This window comes from Burkholderia sp. SRS-W-2-2016, assembly GCF_001931485.1.
Classification (GTDB): Bacteria; Pseudomonadota; Gammaproteobacteria; order Burkholderiales; family Burkholderiaceae; genus Paraburkholderia.
On sequence record NZ_MSDV01000036.1, the window covers coordinates 40,373 to 58,014 of the forward strand.

General features: G+C 63.8%; 15 protein-coding genes and 1 tRNA gene. 5 read left to right on the top strand and 11 right to left on the bottom strand.

Annotated features, from left to right (window positions below):
- Nucleotides 1-44 precede the first annotated feature (44 nt).
- The 9 genes from BTH42_RS16400 to cysS form a co-directional block, all read right to left on the bottom strand.
- Nucleotides 45-905, bottom strand: a complete 861-nt coding sequence (locus BTH42_RS16400) for a molecular chaperone (protein WP_083654831.1) — start codon at nucleotides 903-905, stop codon at nucleotides 45-47.
- 125 nt (nucleotides 906-1,030) lie between these two features.
- On the bottom strand, nucleotides 1,031-1,573 hold the full coding sequence (locus tag BTH42_RS16405; protein ID WP_075301223.1) for a fimbrial protein: 543 nt from the start codon (nucleotides 1,571-1,573) through the stop codon (nucleotides 1,031-1,033).
- A gap of 280 nt (nucleotides 1,574-1,853) precedes the next feature.
- Nucleotides 1,854-2,492, bottom strand: a complete 639-nt coding sequence (locus BTH42_RS16410) for a response regulator transcription factor (RefSeq protein WP_075301225.1) — start codon at nucleotides 2,490-2,492, stop codon at nucleotides 1,854-1,856.
- 1,058 nt (nucleotides 2,493-3,550) lie between these two features.
- A tRNA-Ser gene (locus BTH42_RS16415) sits at nucleotides 3,551-3,644 on the bottom strand.
- A 214-nt stretch (nucleotides 3,645-3,858) separates the two neighbouring features.
- Nucleotides 3,859-5,109 (bottom strand): aspartate kinase, encoded by a 1,251-nt coding sequence (locus BTH42_RS16420; protein WP_075301227.1) that lies wholly within the window; start codon nucleotides 5,107-5,109, stop codon nucleotides 3,859-3,861.
- Between the two features lie 416 nt (nucleotides 5,110-5,525).
- On the bottom strand, nucleotides 5,526-7,001 hold the full coding sequence (gene tilS / locus BTH42_RS16425) for a tRNA lysidine(34) synthetase TilS (protein ID WP_075301229.1): 1,476 nt from the start codon (nucleotides 6,999-7,001) through the stop codon (nucleotides 5,526-5,528).
- A gap of 55 nt (nucleotides 7,002-7,056) precedes the next feature.
- Nucleotides 7,057-8,028 (bottom strand): acetyl-CoA carboxylase carboxyltransferase subunit alpha, encoded by a 972-nt coding sequence (locus BTH42_RS16430; RefSeq protein ID WP_075301231.1) that lies wholly within the window; start codon nucleotides 8,026-8,028, stop codon nucleotides 7,057-7,059.
- Nucleotides 8,029-8,155: 127 nt separating this feature from the next.
- Nucleotides 8,156-9,292: a DNA-3-methyladenine glycosylase gene (locus BTH42_RS16435; RefSeq protein WP_075301233.1), complete on the bottom strand. Its 1,137-nt coding sequence runs from the start codon at nucleotides 9,290-9,292 to the stop codon at nucleotides 8,156-8,158.
- 47 nt (nucleotides 9,293-9,339) lie between these two features.
- A complete protein-coding gene (gene cysS / locus BTH42_RS16440) occupies nucleotides 9,340-10,737 on the bottom strand; it encodes a cysteine--tRNA ligase (protein ID WP_075301235.1) in 1,398 nt (465 codons plus the stop codon).
- 248 nt (nucleotides 10,738-10,985) lie between these two features.
- Between cysS and BTH42_RS16445 the strand changes: the two genes are divergently transcribed.
- The 4 genes from BTH42_RS16445 (at nucleotide 10,986) to BTH42_RS16460 (ending at nucleotide 13,949) form a co-directional block, all read left to right on the top strand.
- The gene (locus BTH42_RS16445) at nucleotides 10,986-11,804 is read left to right on the top strand and encodes a tetratricopeptide repeat protein (RefSeq protein ID WP_075301237.1); all 819 of its coding nucleotides are present in this window, start codon (nucleotides 10,986-10,988) and stop codon (nucleotides 11,802-11,804) included.
- 48 nt (nucleotides 11,805-11,852) lie between these two features.
- On the top strand, nucleotides 11,853-12,434 hold the full coding sequence (locus BTH42_RS16450) for a peptidylprolyl isomerase (RefSeq protein ID WP_075301239.1): 582 nt from the start codon (nucleotides 11,853-11,855) through the stop codon (nucleotides 12,432-12,434).
- A 174-nt stretch (nucleotides 12,435-12,608) separates the two neighbouring features.
- Nucleotides 12,609-13,103, top strand: a complete 495-nt coding sequence (locus tag BTH42_RS16455) for a peptidylprolyl isomerase (protein WP_075301241.1) — start codon at nucleotides 12,609-12,611, stop codon at nucleotides 13,101-13,103.
- A gap of 48 nt (nucleotides 13,104-13,151) precedes the next feature.
- Nucleotides 13,152-13,949 carry a UDP-2,3-diacylglucosamine diphosphatase gene (locus BTH42_RS16460; protein ID WP_075301243.1) on the top strand — a complete coding sequence of 266 codons (798 nt, stop codon included), beginning with the start codon at nucleotides 13,152-13,154 and terminating at the stop codon, nucleotides 13,947-13,949.
- Between the two features lie 85 nt (nucleotides 13,950-14,034).
- Here the strand turns inward: BTH42_RS16460 and cysE are convergent, their stop codons facing one another.
- Together cysE and BTH42_RS16470 are read right to left on the bottom strand one after the other, a co-directional pair.
- Nucleotides 14,035-14,931 (bottom strand): serine O-acetyltransferase, encoded by an 897-nt coding sequence (gene cysE / locus BTH42_RS16465; protein ID WP_075301245.1) that lies wholly within the window; start codon nucleotides 14,929-14,931, stop codon nucleotides 14,035-14,037.
- A gap of 376 nt (nucleotides 14,932-15,307) precedes the next feature.
- A complete protein-coding gene (locus tag BTH42_RS16470) occupies nucleotides 15,308-16,186 on the bottom strand; it encodes an RNA methyltransferase (RefSeq protein ID WP_075301247.1) in 879 nt (292 codons plus the stop codon).
- A gap of 360 nt (nucleotides 16,187-16,546) precedes the next feature.
- On the opposite strand from BTH42_RS16470, the gene BTH42_RS16475 reads away from it, so the two are divergent.
- Nucleotides 16,547-17,350: an inositol monophosphatase family protein gene (locus tag BTH42_RS16475; RefSeq protein ID WP_075301249.1), complete on the top strand. Its 804-nt coding sequence runs from the start codon at nucleotides 16,547-16,549 to the stop codon at nucleotides 17,348-17,350.
- The last annotated feature ends 292 nt before the right edge of the window (nucleotides 17,351-17,642 follow it).

The window sequence follows — 17,642 nt, forward strand, 5'->3', positions numbered from 1 at the left end:
CGGGTCGGAGCACCGGATAGATATGACTGGAGCGGCGCGCCGGATTAAGGCTGGGCTGCGCGCTGCAATTCGGGCTGCGCTTCAGGCTGCGCCTGCGCGGCCGGCTCCCCGGCCGGCGCGCCCGATGCGGGTTCGGCCGGCGCGGCTGCCGCGCCGGCGTGCGCCGGCTTGTACTGGCCGGGCGTGCCCGCGCCGTAATCGTTGAGAAACTTGTAGTCGACCTGCAACGGCGCGGCCGGCAATGACGCGACCTTGCCCACGTCGTAGTCCTGGGTCGCGCCGGGGTCGACCATGCCGCCCTTGTCGTCGGTCCACGTCGCGCCGCCCGCTTTCGCGACGACCTGCGTGAAGGTCACGTGATACGGCGTCGGGTTGGTCGCTTCGAGCACATAACCGGCGCCGTCTTTTTTCGGCACGAACTTCCAGCTGATTTTCGCGGGCGCTTCGTCCGCGCGGCCGGGCAGTCCGTCGGGCCGGAAGAACAGCTTGATGCGCGAGCGGAATGCGAGGCGCAGCATGTTGCGCTCGACCGCGTCTTTCTGCGCGGCAGTGGGCGGCACCTCGAGCACGTTGAGCCAGAACAGCGACTCCTTGTCCTGCGGCAACGGATCCTGCGTATAGATCAGACGCAGGCTCTGACCTTTCTTCGGATCGAGCCGGAACAGCGGCGGCGACATCGAGAACGGCACCTGCACTTCGTCCGGCAACGACTTGGGATTGCCGGTATCGAGCCACACCTGCACCAGCGCCGGATCGTTGCCGACGTTGTTCAGCTTGACTGTAATTTCACGGTCGCTCGCGTCGTACACCAGACGCGTTCCGTTGACGACGACACTCGCGTGGGCGATGCCCGCACACATCGACAAGGCGGCCGCTGCCGCCAGCAAATTTTTACGTACCGCCATCTTCTCGCCCCGCTTCCCCGGTCCGGCCGGGATGCCACTGAATTCTTCGGACAGCGGCCGGCGCCCATCGGGCCCCGGCCGCTGCCTCACCACATCATGTACGGCTTACGACTGCTCCGTACTGCTTACTGATAGACGATCGAGTAGAGCGTCGTCGTGTTGACCGAGCCAGCGCCTGCTGCGCCGCCGGTCGCGACGTATTGCGCGAAGTAGTCGAGCGTTGCGCTGCCGGCCGAGATCGTGGCCGACTGCGAGTTCTGCGAGCTTTGTGCGGCGCCCAGCTGGATCGCGCTGTAGTCCTGGTTCAGCAGGCCGATCTCGACGTTGCTTGCGCTACCCGTTGCGTTCAGCAGACGACCCGTTGCCGTGTCGACCGTTGCGCCCGGTTCGAAGTACGTCAGCGCGGTGCCCGAATCCGGCGAGCAGTTGGTCAGCGCGATGTTGAACGGCGTGCGGCCGGCCGTCGAACCGTCTGCTGCCAGTGCCGAGGTCGACACCGTCGGCAGCGTCACCGTGAAGTCCTGACCGCCGCCGTTGCCGCTGATCGTGCAGGTCTGCGCGGTGATGTTGCCGTTGAAGGTGATCGTGCCGTCAGCTGCGTACGATGCCGCCGGAATACCGACTGCTGCTGCGACCGCGACAAATGCGAGTGAACGTGCAAGTTTCATTTTTTACCTGTTAAATAATTCGTGAATCGAAAACCAACCGATGGAGAAACAAAATCAGCGCGCGCTGATACTTCGGCTGACATCAGTCATGCCAGCCAAAATCTTAGAGATATCCCAAATTTACCGACGTCGACTTACTACTATTTTTAATAACGTTCGGAACCACGACTCTATTAAATACATCTGACAAAGTTGCCCTTTTAATTAGCAACTTGTCTTCGTGTAAAAATTCCGTAAAAAAAATCGGCTTCGTGATGAAGCCGTAAAAATTCCGTAAAAATCAACCTCTCGACGGCAGCATGTATTCGAACAGCTCGCGGTCATTGGTAAACCCTAGCTTTTTCATGCCCTGCTTGCGCTGGGTACTAACGGTTTGCAAACTCCGATGACTTAACGCGGCGATTTCGCTGATACTCATTCCACTCACGTAAAGACGCAGCACTTCGCCCTCGCGCGCCGACAGATGCCCCATTCTGTTGGTATCCGATTCCTCGCAATGGCTGGCGCCGGTGATACGGCGTACCGACGGCGCTATATAGAACTGGCCGCGCGAAACGCACCGCACCGCGCTCACCACTTCTTCCGGGGAATCGTTTTTCAGCAACACGCCATGAGCCCGCGATTTAACGACCGCGCTCAGCAGCAGAGGGTTAGTAAGGGTGGTGACGAAGATGACTTTGGTGGCGGGAAAGGTCCGGCGCAGCAGCGCCATCAGCGAGCTTCCATCCCGATAGACCTTCCCGGGGATTTCGAAATCGGCGAGCAGCACGTCGACTTCTCTTTCTCGAAGTAATTCCACGATTGCCGTGGAATTTTCCGCCTCCCCCACTACCCTCAAGCCAGCCTGCCTTCCGAAAATACACCGCATTCCTATTCGCAGAATGGAATTGCTGTCGGCGATAGCAATCTTAGTAAGCAAAATCCACCTCCAGACACTGGTTACCTATCACTCACTACGTCCCAACAAAACTGATCTTCGACTTTTTTGAGATTGCGAATTGCTCGCAATCGCATGCATCAGAACCCGGGCAAACCGAATAGAAAACATTTTCCAATTTCTATAATTTGAGATAAGATCACTTGACCAGCAGGAGAGCCGATCAATTTTTAATTTTCGTGCGAAATTTGCACTACGTAGTGACCACTTCCCTAATAGCTTTAATAGCGCGTATTGTCGGCGGCGCGCGCCAATTCATTGAATAGGATTAAATCGAAATAATTGTTAATGAATGTCAATACTTGATTAACAATTAGAACAATAGGGATGCAATGTGTTACAAGTTTTATTCATACTTAATGCATACATTATCTCGAAATAATTGCAATGCATTGCTGAAATTTATTTCCATCTTGTATTAAAACGACATAGCGCTGCGCCACAATCAAAAGAAGAATTAATCGCGAGTGGAGAGTCCGCGCAGCCATGCTTGCGGATGCGACGGAAGCGTTATGGCAGCGGACGTGGGATGAGAAGGGCCGGGTTTCGATCCCGGCTCTCGCTGAGAGCGCGAGGAAGGGACGCTGCGATGCGTCGCTGACCGGTGCCAGAGCGTGCAGTGGGATGGGAGTGTGGCGGCCGCAGTGAAGCGACGCTCATCGCGCCGCTGGTGCGGGCGTGCTAATGATCGCTGTCGGCCGGAACGAACAGCCGAGCCATTTAATCTGGAGAACTATATATCGGACGGGGACGTACTCCGATTCGCTCGGGCTGTGCGACGGCGCCGCCCCTCCTCCGGCACGGACACCGCATCGCCAGGATGCGGCGCGAGCACTGCTTGCCGGATCGATGGCCCGGAACCCGCGCAAACTCACAACGCCGCAAGCACTGCGGGCAAGCTACGGAGAGATCCGCCACGCACAAGGCGACAGCCAGAGGGAATCAACGAGAAGGATAAAAACGCGGGAAGATCGCGAACGCGCCCGGAAAAACAAAAACCCCGCAGAGCCTAGACTCTGCGGGGTTCTCTCTACCACTTCTGGCGGAGACGGAGGGATTCGAACCCTCGATCCAGGTTTTGGCCCAGATGCTCCCTTAGCAGGGGAGTGCCTTCGACCTCTCGGCCACGTCTCCCAAACTTTCTTTCGCACAGGGAGTCAGTGCGAAGAAGCCAAGATAATAGCGGGCGAAGCCGATAAGGTCAATGTCTGACGAACATTTTTTGTGCCAATTCTGCGCTGGCGACGCAAATAGTTCATCGGCCGTTCACACGCGCGCCGCAAAACAAACGGGGCGCCCCAGGGCGCCCCGTTTTTCTGCCACTTATTGCGGCAACTTATCCGGCAAATTAGGCCTGATCGAGTTCGAACGCCTTATGCAGCGCGCGCACGGCGAGCTCCATGTACTTCTCGTCGATCAGCACCGAAATCTTGATTTCGGAGGTCGAGATCATCTGGATGTTGATGCCCTCTTCCGACAGCGTGCGGAACATCTTGCTCGCGATGCCGACGTGCGAGCGCATACCGACGCCGACCACCGACACCTTCGACACCTTCGGATCGCCCAGCACCTGTTCGGCCTGCACGTGGCCCTTCACCGTGCCGGTGAGGATTTCCATCGCGCGCGTGTAGTCGCCGCGGCCGACCGTGAACGTGAACGCCGTCTTGCCCTCGACGCTCTGGTTCTGGATGATCATGTCGACGTCGATATTCGCGTCCGCCACCGGGCCGAGGATCTGATACGCGATGCCCGGCTTGTCCGGCACACCCATCACGGCGATACGAGCTTCGTCGCGCTGGAACGCGATGCCCGAGATGACTGCTTTTTCCATGGTCTCGTCTTCTTCAAAAGTAATCAGGGTGCCCGACTTCATTTCTTCTTCGAGCGACATCAGCGGATCGGTCAGACTCGACAGCACGCGCGTCTTCACCTGATATTTGCCGGCGAATTCCACCGAGCGGATCTGCAGCACCTTCGAACCCAGGCTGGCCATTTCCAGCATTTCTTCGAACGTCACGCGATCGAGCCGGCGCGCCTCTTCGACCACCCGCGGGTCGGTCGTGTAGACACCGTCGACGTCCGTATAGATCAGGCACTCGTCGGCCTTCAGCGCGGCCGCGACCGCGACCGCCGACGTATCCGAGCCGCCGCGGCCGAGCGTCGTGATGTTGCCGTCCGGGTCGATGCCCTGGAAGCCGGTGATCACGACCACCTTGCCGGCGTCGAGGTCGCGCAGCACGCGCTCGCCGTCGATTTCGCTGATACGCGCCTTGGTGTACGCGCTATCCGTTTTGACCGGCACCTGCCAGCCTGCATAGCTGACCGCGTCGACGCCGGCTTCCTGCAGCGCGATCGCGAGCAGACCCGAGCTGACCTGCTCGCCGGTCGCGGCGATCATGTCGAGTTCGCGCGGGCTTGCCTGGGTCGTGATTTCTTTCGCGAGGCCGAGCAGGCGATTGGTTTCGCCGGACATTGCCGACGGCACGACGACCATCTTGTGGCCAGCCTTGTGCCATTTCGCGACGCGCCTTGCGACGTTCTTGATGCGCTCGACCGAGCCCATCGAGGTGCCGCCGTATTTGTGTACGATGAGTGCCATTGTCGTTCTGAACTGAAGGAGAAACCGCGCTGGCGCGCTGAAGAAAACCGCACAGGGAGCACAGGGGCGCAACGTCTCGTGAACGGCGGCGAAGTGTGTGGCGGCGTAAATGCAGCGCGCGTGCAGCACGCGCGGATTTGCCCGGGATGAGATCGCTTGATGGCAGGTCGGAATTCAACGGCAACGACGGATCACGCTCGCAAACCGGCATCACGACCGAGTGCGGCAAAAGCGATGACGAAATCGGGTCGGGCAAACGAGCTAAAGTACCTGATTAGGCGAAAAAAGACAAGTCGCGGCGAGCGTTCAATTGCGTCAAATCGGGCTGGCAAAGGCCAGTTTTTCCGCTGATTTGTGCCCTATTTCGTGATTTCTGTACTTGCGGGCAGGTGCTGCCCGACTGTCCGACCGGCCGGTCAGGCGATCAGCAGGTCTTCGCGCCAGACGATCCTCACGCAAGCGTCACCGCTCGACGCCGACTCGGGCACGCTCGCACGATTCACGCCGATCAGCGGAACGAACAGCAACGCGTCGCCGGCATAGAGCAACGGCACGTCGCGCTTCCATGCGGGAATCGCGCGCTCCTGGAACAGATTCTTCAACGTGCGGCTCGGCGCATTTGGCGAAGCGGTTCGCATCCGTTCGCCGCCGCGGCGCGCGCGCGCGGTGAGCGGCGCGCGTTGCAGCACGCTGAGCGGGATCAGGTCGGCCGCCTCAGCCACGGCTGCCGGCTGCGTCGCATCGTTCACACCACCCGCTTGCATCACCTCGAACACGAACGTGCCGCGCCACTGCGGCAAACGCCACACCGCTTCGCCCCGCCACACGAGCTCGCTGATTTCGCGTTCGACGAGCGCGGTTTCGTCGGCGGGCTCGCTGCTGTCGCCGGCCTCCCAATAGATCAGCCCGCGATAGCTGCGCAGCGCGTGTCCCGCATGATCGATGCGCAGGCGATGACCGTCCTGCCCCGCGCCGACCTCGCGCAACTGCCGCAGCGCGTCGGCGACACGCGCGCTCGATGCCGCGACGAAACCCAGCGTGCGCATCCAGTAACGCAGCAGGTTCAGCGCGCGATCGTCGTCGAGTGCGAGCAATGCCGATGCGTCGAGCGCTCGGCCTTCATCGCGCGCCGCGTCGTGCAGATCGGCGCGCGCGAGCGTGTCGAGCAGACGCTGCGCCGACGCCGCATGCGCGGCAGTGCGCGCGAGCGCGTCGCGAAAACCGGGAAAGTGCACCGCGAGCGCCGGCATCACCTGATGGCGCAGCGCATTGCGCGCATAGCGGGTGTCCGCGTTCGACTCGTCGTCGATCCAGTGCAACTGCCGCGCGCTCGCATAGTGATCCAGTTGCGCGCGCAACAGATGCAGCAGCGGCCGCACCCGGGTCGCCGACGCGCCGGCGGCGAGAAACTCCGGCGCCATCGCCGCCAGCCCCGCCAGTCCCGCGCCGCGCAACAACTGCAGCAGCACGGTCTCGGCCTGATCGTCCGCGTGCTGCGCGAGCCACAGCGTGCGAATGCCGTGCGCGTCGCACATCGCATCGAGCGCGCGATAACGCGCGTCGCGCGCGGCCGCCTCGACACTCACGCCGCTCGCGCGCGCCACTTCCACGCGCCGTGCGTCGAACGCGACGCCGCGCTCGCGCGCGAACGCGTCGCAATGCGCGAGCCACGCATCGGCATGCGGACTCAAACCGTGATGCACATGCAGCGCGACCACGCGCGCGGAACCCGCGACGCGCACCGCCGCATCGAGCAGCACGCTCGAATCGACGCCGCCGCTGAACGCGATCGCGATCCGCGCGTGCGGAGCGCGTGCGTCGAGCGCGGATAGCGCAACGCCGAGCGCCTCGAAAACGAGGCGCTCGGCGGACGAGTCGGCGGTGGAGGTCACGGGTTTAGCGCGGCAAGCGCTGGTGGACCAAAGAGACAGGCCAACGCGCGCGGGCTTATGCGCCCGGCGTCGTTTCCTTGAATTTGCCGTACGCCATCAGCCGTTCGAAACGGCGTTCGCGCAGGTCGTTGGTGCCCATGCCCTGGAACTGGCGCAGCGAATCGGCGAGCGCGCGACGCAGCATCGCGGCCATACCCTTCGGATCGCGGTGCGCGCCGCCGAGCGGCTCGTTGACGATCTTGTCGATCAGACCGAGCGCCTTCAGGCGATGCGCGGTCAGGCCAAGCGCTTCCGCCGCTTCCGGCGCCTTCGCGGCGCTCTTCCACAGAATCGACGCGCAGCCTTCCGGCGAGATCACCGAATAGGTCGAGAACTGCAGCATCAGCACGGTGTCGGCCACCGCGATCGCGAGCGCGCCGCCCGAACCGCCTTCGCCGATGATCGTCGCGATCAGCGGCGTCTTCAGTTCGGCCATCACGTACAGATTGCGGCCGATCGCCTCCGACTGGCCGCGCTCTTCCGCGCCGATGCCGGGATACGCGCCCGGCGTGTCGATGAACGTGAAGATCGGCAGACCGAACTTCTCGGCCAGACGCATCAGGCGCTCGGCCTTGCGATAGCCTTCCGGACGCGGCATGCCGAAGTTGCGCATCGCGCGCTCCTTGGTGTCGCGGCCCTTCTGATGGCCGATCACCATGCACGCCTGGCCGTTAAAACGCGCGAGGCCGCCGACGATCGACTGGTCGTCCGCGAAGCTGCGGTCGCCATGCAATTCGTGGAAATCGGTGAACAGCTCGTTCACGTAGTCGAACGTGTACGGACGCTGCGGATGACGGGCGATTTGCGAAACCTGCCACGGTGAGAGGTTCGCGTACAGATCTTTGGTGAGCTGCTGGCTCTTCTTCGACAGCCGCTCGATTTCTTCCGAAATATCGACGGCCGAATCGTCCTGCACGAAGCGCAATTCTTCGATCTTCGCTTCGAGTTCAGCGATCGGCTGTTCGAAATCCAGAAACGTGGTCTTCATTGGTTGTAATCCTTGGACTTACCGGGCAGCGCGTATTCTAACCGCGCGCGCCGATGTCAAAACCTTTTCTCAACTATCAACCATAAACAAACGATAGTTTTTCGAAACGGCCTCGTTTTCCTGTTCTTCAGTAGTCGCCCGGCAACGGATCGAGACTACGCCACATATACCAGGTCGCGACGGTGCGCCACGGCTCCCAGTTTGCCGCGACCTCGCGCGCTTCACTGCGCGTGACGGGTTCGCCGCTGAAATAGTTGACGCTGATCGCGCGGATCAGGCCGAGGTCGTCGAGCGGCAGCACATCCGGACGCGACAGATTGAAGATCAGGAACATCTCCGCGGTCCAGCGGCCGATGCCGCGAATCTGCGTGAGTTCGGCGATCACCGCCTCGTCGTCCATCGACGTCCACTTGCCGACGTGCAACGCGCCCGACACGAAATGGCGCGCGAGATCGAGCACGTATTCGGCCTTACGTTTGGACAGACCGCAGGCGGTCAGCTTCTCGAGACCGAGCTTGATGAACTGCTGCGGCACCAGCTTCGGACACGCGGCTTCGACCCGCGCCCACACCGCCTGCGCGGAGGCGACCGAAATCTGCTGACCGACCACCGAGCGCGCGAGCGTGACGAACGGGTCGCCGCGGCTCAGCAGATGCACGGGGCCGAATTTCGGAATCAGTTTCTTCAGAATACGATCGCGCTTGACGAGGTCCGCGCATGCCTTGTCCCAGTACGCGGGACGCGTGACTTCCGGCGCGAGACCGCCGATCTGCACCGGCACCGCGACTTCGCTCGCGAGCGCGCTGGCGCCGGCCGCTTCACCGCTCGCGCTGGCCGCGCTCGCCGCGGTGGCCGACACGCGCGTCTTGCGCACGACCTCGCCCGCGTTGGTGTCGCGCGCGAGTTCCTGGACTTCGCCGGCCAGTTCGCTCGCGAGTTTCACCGCGGGTTTGGCCGCGGGTTTGGGAGGCGTGGCGCCATTGCTCTTGCCCGCCACCGCGCTCGTCGCGGACTTCGCGCGCTTCGTGGTGGGCGCGTGCGCGGCGTCGCCGCCCGCGCCGTTCAGCGAGCGTTTGGCCGCGCTTTTCTTCGCCGCGGCGGCACCGGCTTTCGCCGCCCCACCCGCTTTCGACGACGCTTTCTCTACCGCGCTGCCCGCGCGAGTCGACGCACGCGTCGACTTAGCCGCGGCAGCCGACGCTGCGGCTGCCGCACTGGTTTGAGACGTCGCGCGTTTAGCCGGCGTCTTCGTGGCCGTTGCCATCCTGCCTCCTGCCTGGCGAGTCGATCAGAGGGAAGTACGAGGTGCGCTCACACGCGCCGCCACTCGGTCAACCCGCCGGGTTTGTCTTCGAGGGCAACACCGGCTTCGAGCAATTCGGCCCGGATCCGGTCTGCTGCCGCATAGTCCTTTGCCTGTTTGGCGGCGACGCGCGCGGCGATCTTCACTTCGATCGCGGCGGCATCCAGCGCGCCTTCGGCTGCAGCACCCGCCGCCTGCTGCAGGTATGCACGCGGCTCGCGTCCAAGCAGCCCGAGCACCGCGCCAAGCGCGCGCAATTGACGGGCCAGCGCGGGGTCGCGCGTGCGGTTCACTTCGGTGGCCAGTTCGAACAGCACCGACACGGCCGCTGGCGTATTGAAGTCGTCGTTCATCGCCGCCTGGAAACGCTGCGCGTACGCTTCGTTCCAGTCGAGCTCGCTCGTATCCGGCGTCACGTCTTTCAACGCCGTGTACAAACGCGTCAGTGCGTTGCGCGCGTCGTCGATATGCACGTCGCTGTAATTCAGCGGCGAACGGTAATGCGCGCGCGCGATGAAGAAACGCACGACCTCCGCATCGTACTGCGCGAGCACTTCGCGAATCGTGAAAAAATTATTCAACGACTTCGACATCTTTTCGTTGTCGATCTGCACGTAGCCGTTGTGCATCCAGTAATTCACGAAGGTCTGACCGGTCGCGGCCTCGCTCTGCGCGATCTCGTTTTCATGGTGCGGAAACTGCAGGTCCTGGCCGCCGCCATGAATGTCGAACTGCTCGCCGAGCAGCGTGCAGCCCATCGCCGAGCACTCGATATGCCATCCCGGACGCCCGCGCCCGTACTTCGAATCCCAACCGGTGTCAGCGGGTTCCTCCGGTTTGGCCTGCTTCCACAACACGAAGTCGAGCGGGTCCTGCTTCGCGTCGTTGGCCGCGACGCGCTCGCCCGCGCGCAGGTCTTCGAGCGACTTGCCCGAGAGCTTGCCGTAGCCGGCGAACTTGCGCACCGCGTAGTTGACGTCGCCGTCGCTCGCCTGATACGCGTAGCCGTTGTTCTCGAGTGCCTCGATCATGCCGAGCATCTGCGGAATGAAGTCGGTCGCGCGCGGCTCGATGTCCGGACGCGCGATGCCGAGCGCGTCCGCGTCTTCATGCAACGCGGCGATGAAGCGATCGGTCAGCGACTTGATGGTCTCGCCGTTCTCGACCGCGCGACGGATGATCTTGTCGTCGATGTCGGTAATGTTGCGCACGTAGGTCACGTTGTAGCCGAGCGTGCGCAACCAGCGCTGCACGATGTCGAACACGACCATCACCCGCGCGTGGCCAACGTGACAATAGTCGTACACGGTCATCCCGCAGACGTACATTCGTACGACGCCTTCCTGCAGCGGCACGAAAGTTTGCTTGTCACGCGCGAGCGTGTTGTAGATGCGCAGAGATTCCATAGAGAACGGTGCGTGGGCCCAAAGAAGTCCGCATTGTGCTTCATGCGCGCCGCGACCCGCGACGAACAGAACAGCGGGTGCGTCGCCGACAGCTGAAACCGGCGCACCTCGTGCGGCGATCAGGCTGCAGACGAAACGGCGAACCAGGCGGAGACGGCCACGAGTGGCGAAAAGACAGTCGGCGGTTCGACGGAACGCGCAGACCTTTTGTTAGAATGGCTCGGAGTATAACACCCAGACCTAAGCCTATGAAACACTCCAGCGGCCGCGCACGCAGCGCTGCGACCCTCGCCGCGACTGCGCCTGAAGGCCTCGTTGGCGGCCTCGTTGGAAGCCGTCTCGGCGGCGTTGTTTTCGAAGCGGCGCGCACTTTCGCGTGGCGTGTCACCGTGGCCGCCGCGCTGGCCGTGGTACCGGTCGCCGGCGCTTATGCGCAGAAGGCCGCGGTGATGCCGCAAGGCCCGGCGGTGCGCGATAACACTCCCGAAGTCGACGCGTCGATCGCGCAGAGAAACTGGCAGGCCGCGCTGACCCAGCTCGATGCGCGCATCGCGTCGAACCCGCACGACGCCCAAGCCAAATTCAAGCGCGGCACCGTGCTCGCTCACCTCGGCCGTGACGACGAAGCGATCGCCGCGTTCACCGAACTCACGCAGCTCTACCCCGAGTTGCCCGAACCGTACAACAACCTCGCGACGCTGTATGCAAAGCATGGCCGCCTGACCGACGCGCGCGCCGCGCTCGAAACCGCGTTGCAGGTCAACCCGAACTACGGCCTCGCATACGAGAACCTCGGCGACGTCTATCTGCGCATGGCCAATGAAGCGTATCGGCGCGCGCAAGGCACGGGTAAAGCGAGCGCGACGACCACCCAGCGTCTCGCGGATATCCAGAAGATCGTTTCGCCGGCGCCCGCGCGCAAAGCCGCGCAACCGGCCGCCGTGCAACCCGGCGAGACCAGCGCGCGCGGCACCACGTCTTCGACGCTGCCGGAAACCCCGAGCTTCCAGTTCGGCGGCGCCAACGGCTCGCTGGCGATGCCGCCGTACGTCGCGCCGTCGCGCTAACGCTGCGCCACACTGCCCACCGCAGATTTTTCCACCCCGAGGATCTTCATGAAATGGTTGATGTTGGCGCTCGGCAGCGCCGCCCTGATCGCAACCGCGCCGGCTTTTGCGCAGGCCGGCTCGCAGGCTGCTCATCCGCAGGTGCTGCTCAAGACGTCCGAAGGTGACATTCGCGTCGAGCTTTATCCCGAGAAAGCGCCAAAAACTGTCGCGAACTTCCTCGACTACGTGAAGGCCGGACAGTACAGCGGTACGATCTTTCATCGGGTGATTCCGGGCTTCATGATTCAGGGCGGCGGCTATACGCAGAGCTTCGCCGAGAAGCCGACGCGCGCGCCGATTCCGCTCGAGAGCCGTAGTGGTCTGAAGAACACCGCGGGCACGATCGCGATGGCCCGCACCAGCGATCCGGATTCGGCCACCGCGCAGTTCTTCATCAACACCGTCGACAACGCCAATCTCGACTATCCGAAGCCCGACGGCAACGGCTACGCGGTGTTCGGCAAAGTGACGAGCGGCATGGACGTCGTCAAGCGTATCGAGGCGACCCCGACCACCGTGCGCGGCGCGATGAGCGATGTGCCGCAAAAGCCGATCGTGATCCAGTCGGCGACGGTGGTGAGCAAGTAACCGCGCATCGGCAAAGCCACGCACGCGGTTAAATACGCGTGCGACGAAAAACAACCAGCGCGGCTCGCGCACCTCACCGGTACGCGCGCGCAACCCACGCCCCGGCGCGGCCTGCCGTCAACCCATGACGGCGCGCCGCGCCTTTTATCCACCTGTTCATCAAAGGATTCCATCATGGTTGAACTGCATACGAACCACGGCGTCATCAAACTCGAACTGGACGCTGCGAAGGCGCCGAAGTCGGTCGAGAACTTCCTCAACTACGTGAAGGCCGGTCACTATGACAACACGGTGTTCCACCGCGTGATCGACGGCTTCATGATCCAGGGCGGCGGCTTCGAACCCGGCATGAAGCAGAAGCCGACGGCCGAGCCGATCACCAACGAAGCGAACAACGGCCTGAAGAACGAAACCGGCTCGATCGCGATGGCGCGCACCAACGACCCGCATTCGGCGACCGCGCAATTCTTCATCAACGTGAACGACAACGACTTCCTGAACCACTCGTCGCCGACGCCGCAGGGCTGGGGCTACGCGGTGTTCGGCAAGGTCGTCGAAGGGATGGACATCGTCGAGAAGATCAAGAAGGTCAAGACCGGTTCGAAGGGCTTCCATCAGGACGTGCCGGTCGACGACGTCGTGATCGAGAAGGCTGTCGTCGTCGGCTAAGCGCACCGCGCAACGTCGACCCGTTTGAACTGATATCAGGCACCTTCAATGCTGCAAGAGACGCCGCTGCGAAGCGTCGCCGCGGGCGTGCCAGGCGAGGGCCCACGCCCGCACGCCGCACGCCCGTTTTTCTTTCTCTCCGATCTGCATCTGAGCGACGCGATTCCGCACACGGTCGCCGCGTTCGAGCACTTCGTCCGCGTCACTGCCGAGGCGGCCGATTCGGTGTTCATCCTCGGCGATCTGTTCGAGTACTGGGTCGGCGACGACATGCTCGGCGAGCCGTTCGTCGCGCGCATCACCGCGCTGCTGCATACGCTGTCCGAGCGCGGCATCGCGCTCTACATCATGCACGGCAATCGCGACTTCCTGCTCGGCCGGCGCTTCATGAAAGCGGCCGGCGCGATCTGGCTGCCCGATCCGTTCGTGATCACCGCATTCGGCACGCGCATCGCGCTCGCGCACGGCGATGCACTGTGCACCGCCGATCGCGGCTATCAACTATTCCGCAAGTTCGCGCGCAATCCGTTTGCGCAGTTGCTGTTTCTCGCGTGGCCGTTTCGCTGGCGGCGCCGGCTCGCCGAGAATATGCGCGCCAATAGCGAGCACGGCCGCATGCGACCGATGTCGGCCAAGTACGATGTGACCGCCAAAGGCGTCGCCGCGCTGTTCCGCAAATCGAAGGCGGCGACGATCATTCACGGGCATACGCATCTGCCAGCGCGGCATCGCGAGCCGGGCGGCACGCGTTGGGTATTGCCGGACTGGGATCTCGATCACGGCCAGCGCCGTGGCGGCTATCTGAAAGTCGATGCCGACGGGATTCGCGCGTTGCCGCTGGATTGACACTCGATTGACGCCTGACGCGGCAGCATGCGCCGCGCGTCAGCGCTTCTCACCTCACTTCACCTGCGCTTCACCTCACCCTGCTTCACGATCTGGCGTCCGCCGTCACGGCTTCCGCCTTGCCCGCGATTGCCGCGGACAGACGGCGCAGGTCGAGCAGCGCCGCATCCGCGCCCTGCAGACCTTCGAGGCTGGTGCCGAGCCGCTCGAGCGCGACGACGATTTCATCGATGCGCCGCGTCTGGGTGGCCGCGTGATCGATCAGGCCGTGAATCGCGAGCGATACCGGATCGTCCGCATTCGGCGTGATGCCGTATGCGCAGAACGCGCTGGCTTCGGCCGCGCGTTTGGCGTCGCGCGCGGCGTCCTGGCTGGCTGCGTGGTTGGCTGCGTGGTTGGCCGAACTCGCGGCCGCGCCGCCCGCTTGCCCGTTCGCAGTGGCGCCGCTCGCGGCAACCGCCGCCGCGGCCGGCACGATGATCCGCGCCGGATTGCCGACCGCAGTGCCACGCGCCGGCACCGGCTTGGTCACGACCGCGTTCGAGCCGATCTTCGCGTCGGCGCCAACGGTGAAGCCGCCGAGCACCTTCGCGCCCGCGCCGACGATCACGCCACGCTCGAGCGTCGGATGGCGTTTCGCGCCGCGCGTGAGCGAGGTACCACCAAGGGTCACGCCCTGGTAGATCGTGCAGTCGTCGCCGACCTGCGCGGTCTCGCCGATCACGACGCCCATTCCGTGATCGATAAACACGCGCCTGCCGAGCGTCGCGCCCGGATGGATCTCGATGCCGGTCATGAAGCGCGCCATCTGCGATACGAAACGCGCGAGCCAGCGACGTCTGGCCCGCCAGCACGCATGCGCGACACGATGCAGCACCAGCGCGTGCAGCCCCGGATAACAGGTGAGCACTTCCCATGCGCTGCGGGCGGCGGGATCGCGCTCGCGGATCGTGGCGATATCTTCGCGAAGTCTCGTGAACATGGCAGGGACTGGTTTTGTGTAGGGACGGAAACCGTTGGCGCGGTTCGGCGTGCCTGGATAGCGCACGCCGCTCGTGCACGCCGCGGTGTTTTTACATGGGCATTTCGCGCGCTGGATGAACGCAGCGCGGCCGCTTAGCACGGCAGCAGCTTAGCTTCGAATGCCTGGTGGATTGTAGGTCGATTGCGCGCAAGCTGCGGGAAGCCCCCGCCGCCGGCAAGGTTGTCACCGGCGGGGCGCGCTGGCCTCGCTGGCCGCCGGCAGCGTGTCCGGTTGTTCGGTTATCCCGTTTATCCGGTACCGCGCTCCCCCTGCTCCCCGCACTCCCCGCACTCCCCGCACTCCCCACACATCACGCTCGATCGATGCGCGTCGCTCAGTCGTCGCGCTTCGTCTTCAGCAGGATGTGCTTGGCGATCCCGCGCACGATGTTGACCTCTTCGCGCTCCAGACCCGAGCGCGCGAACAGCCGCCGCAGCCGCGACATCAGCTTCTTAGGATTGTCCGGGTCGAGAAACTCGAGCGCGACGAGCGCGCTTTGCAGATGCGCGAACATGCTTTCGATTTCGTCGCTGGCCGCCATCTGCGCGCGTGCGCCGGCGGATTCGGGCTGCCCTGCACCTGGGTGTGCGTTTGTACCCGCACCCGCACCTGTACCAGAACCGGCGCCCGGCCGCGCGGCCGTGGACGCGTCGCCCGCCTCATCGGCACCGAGATACGCGGTCCGCAATTCGTACGCGAGCACCTGCACCGCCTGCGCGAGATTGAGCGAGCTATAGGCCGGATTGGCGGGGATATGCGCGATCGCGCTGCAACGCTCGACGTCGTCGTTCGACAGTCCGGTGCGCTCGTTGCCGAACACCAGCGCTATCTCGCCGTGCACCGCCTGCTGGTGCGCGACCGCGGCGGCCGCGCGCGGCGTCCATTGCGGCGGCCCGTATTCGCGCAGCCGCGCGGTCAGCGCGATCGACCAGTGCACGCCGGTCAGCGCATCGGCGAGCGTCGGCACGACGTGCGCGGACGCGAGCACGTCGTCGGCGCCGCTCGCCATCGCGATCGCCTCGGGATCGTTCTGCACGTTCGGCACGCGCGGCGACACCAGCACGAGCCGCGCGAAGCCCATGGTTTTCAGCGCGCGCGCGGCGGCGCCGACATTGCCCGGGTGACTGGGCTCGACGAGCACGAAGCGCGTCGACGTGAAGCCGCCGCGCAGATCGGCAACGGCGGGGTCGGAAGAGTGATGGAGGTGATCCACGATGAAACCCGGCTAGCTAGAAAACTGGTGACTGGCGCAAAAGACTGCGGCCGAAGACGCGTATGGTAGCGCCAACACGCGCCGCTGCCGAATCCGGAAGGTTCGTTGGCACCTGCGCGGCGACGCCCGGACTTCGGGTAAAATATCGCCTTTCGCGTCCGGCGCCGACGTCTGCCCCACGGTTTGCGTCGAACCGGCCGCTACGTTCTTATTCAATTCGTCTCCGTCGACGGAATGCGCTCCGGCGTTGTCCGGCCAGCGTTCCGTGCTGTTTCTGCGCCATTGCGGCGCCTCCTGGCGCGGGTTTTCGCGCCTATTTCCCGGCAAGCAGCCGTGCTGCCCCGGCACAAGGATCAGTTTATGCATCCCATGCTCAATATCGCTGTGAAGGCCGCCCGCCGCGCAGCGCAGATCATCAACCGCGCATCGCTCGATCTCGACCTGATCCAGGTCAGCAAGAAGCAGCACAACGATTTCGTCACGGAGGTCGATAAAGCGTCTGAAGCGGCGATCATCGACACGCTGAAGACCGCCTACCCCGATCACGCGATCCTCGCCGAGGAATCGGGCAAATCGGACAACGAGTCCGAATACCAGTGGATCATCGATCCGCTCGACGGCACCACCAACTTCATCCACGGCTTCCCGTACTACTGCGTGTCGATCGCGCTCGCGCACAAGGGCATCGTCACCCAGGCCGTCGTCTACGATCCGACCCGCAACGATCTGTTCACCGCATCGCGCGGCCGCGGCGCGTTCCTCAACGATCGCCGTATCCGCGTCGCCAAGCGCGACCGCCTCGCCGACTGCCTGATCGGCACCGGCTTCCCGTTCCGCGAGAGCGACAGCCTCGATGCGTACGGCCGCCAGTTCGCCGAGATGACCGAAGCGTGCGCGGGCCTGCGCCGCCCGGGCGCCGCCGCGCTCGATCTGGCCAACGTCGCCGCCGGTCGCATGGACGGCTTCTTCGAGCAGGGCCTGAATGCATGGGACGTCGCCGCGGGCAGCCTGCTGATCACCGAAGCCGGTGGTCTGGTCGGCAACTACACCGGCGACTCGGACTTCCTGCACGTCGGCGAAATCGTCGCGGGCAACCCGAAGGTCTACGCGCAGATGATCCCGGTGCTGTCGCGCTACAGCCGCACGCGTCAGCAGTCGGCTTAAGCCGCGCCGCCGCGACCGGTTCGCGGCCGCGCCTTCAGGTAGTATGAAAAAGCGGCTTCGGCCGCTTTTTTCATTGGCCTGGCCGTGCGCATGCAGCGCGCGGAGCTTCGTGCTACAAAACGGGAAACCGTGCAGAGCCGGCGCCAGTGACAGAGGCAAGCGGGACACCGGTCGGCCGCTTGCGCAAAGTCTTGCCACGCCCCACCCGCCCCCTCGCGCGACGAGCGGGACCGTTCCCTGCTTCGGGCAGCTTCGACTTGCCCCGTCTGTGACTTCGTCACGTCGCCCTCCC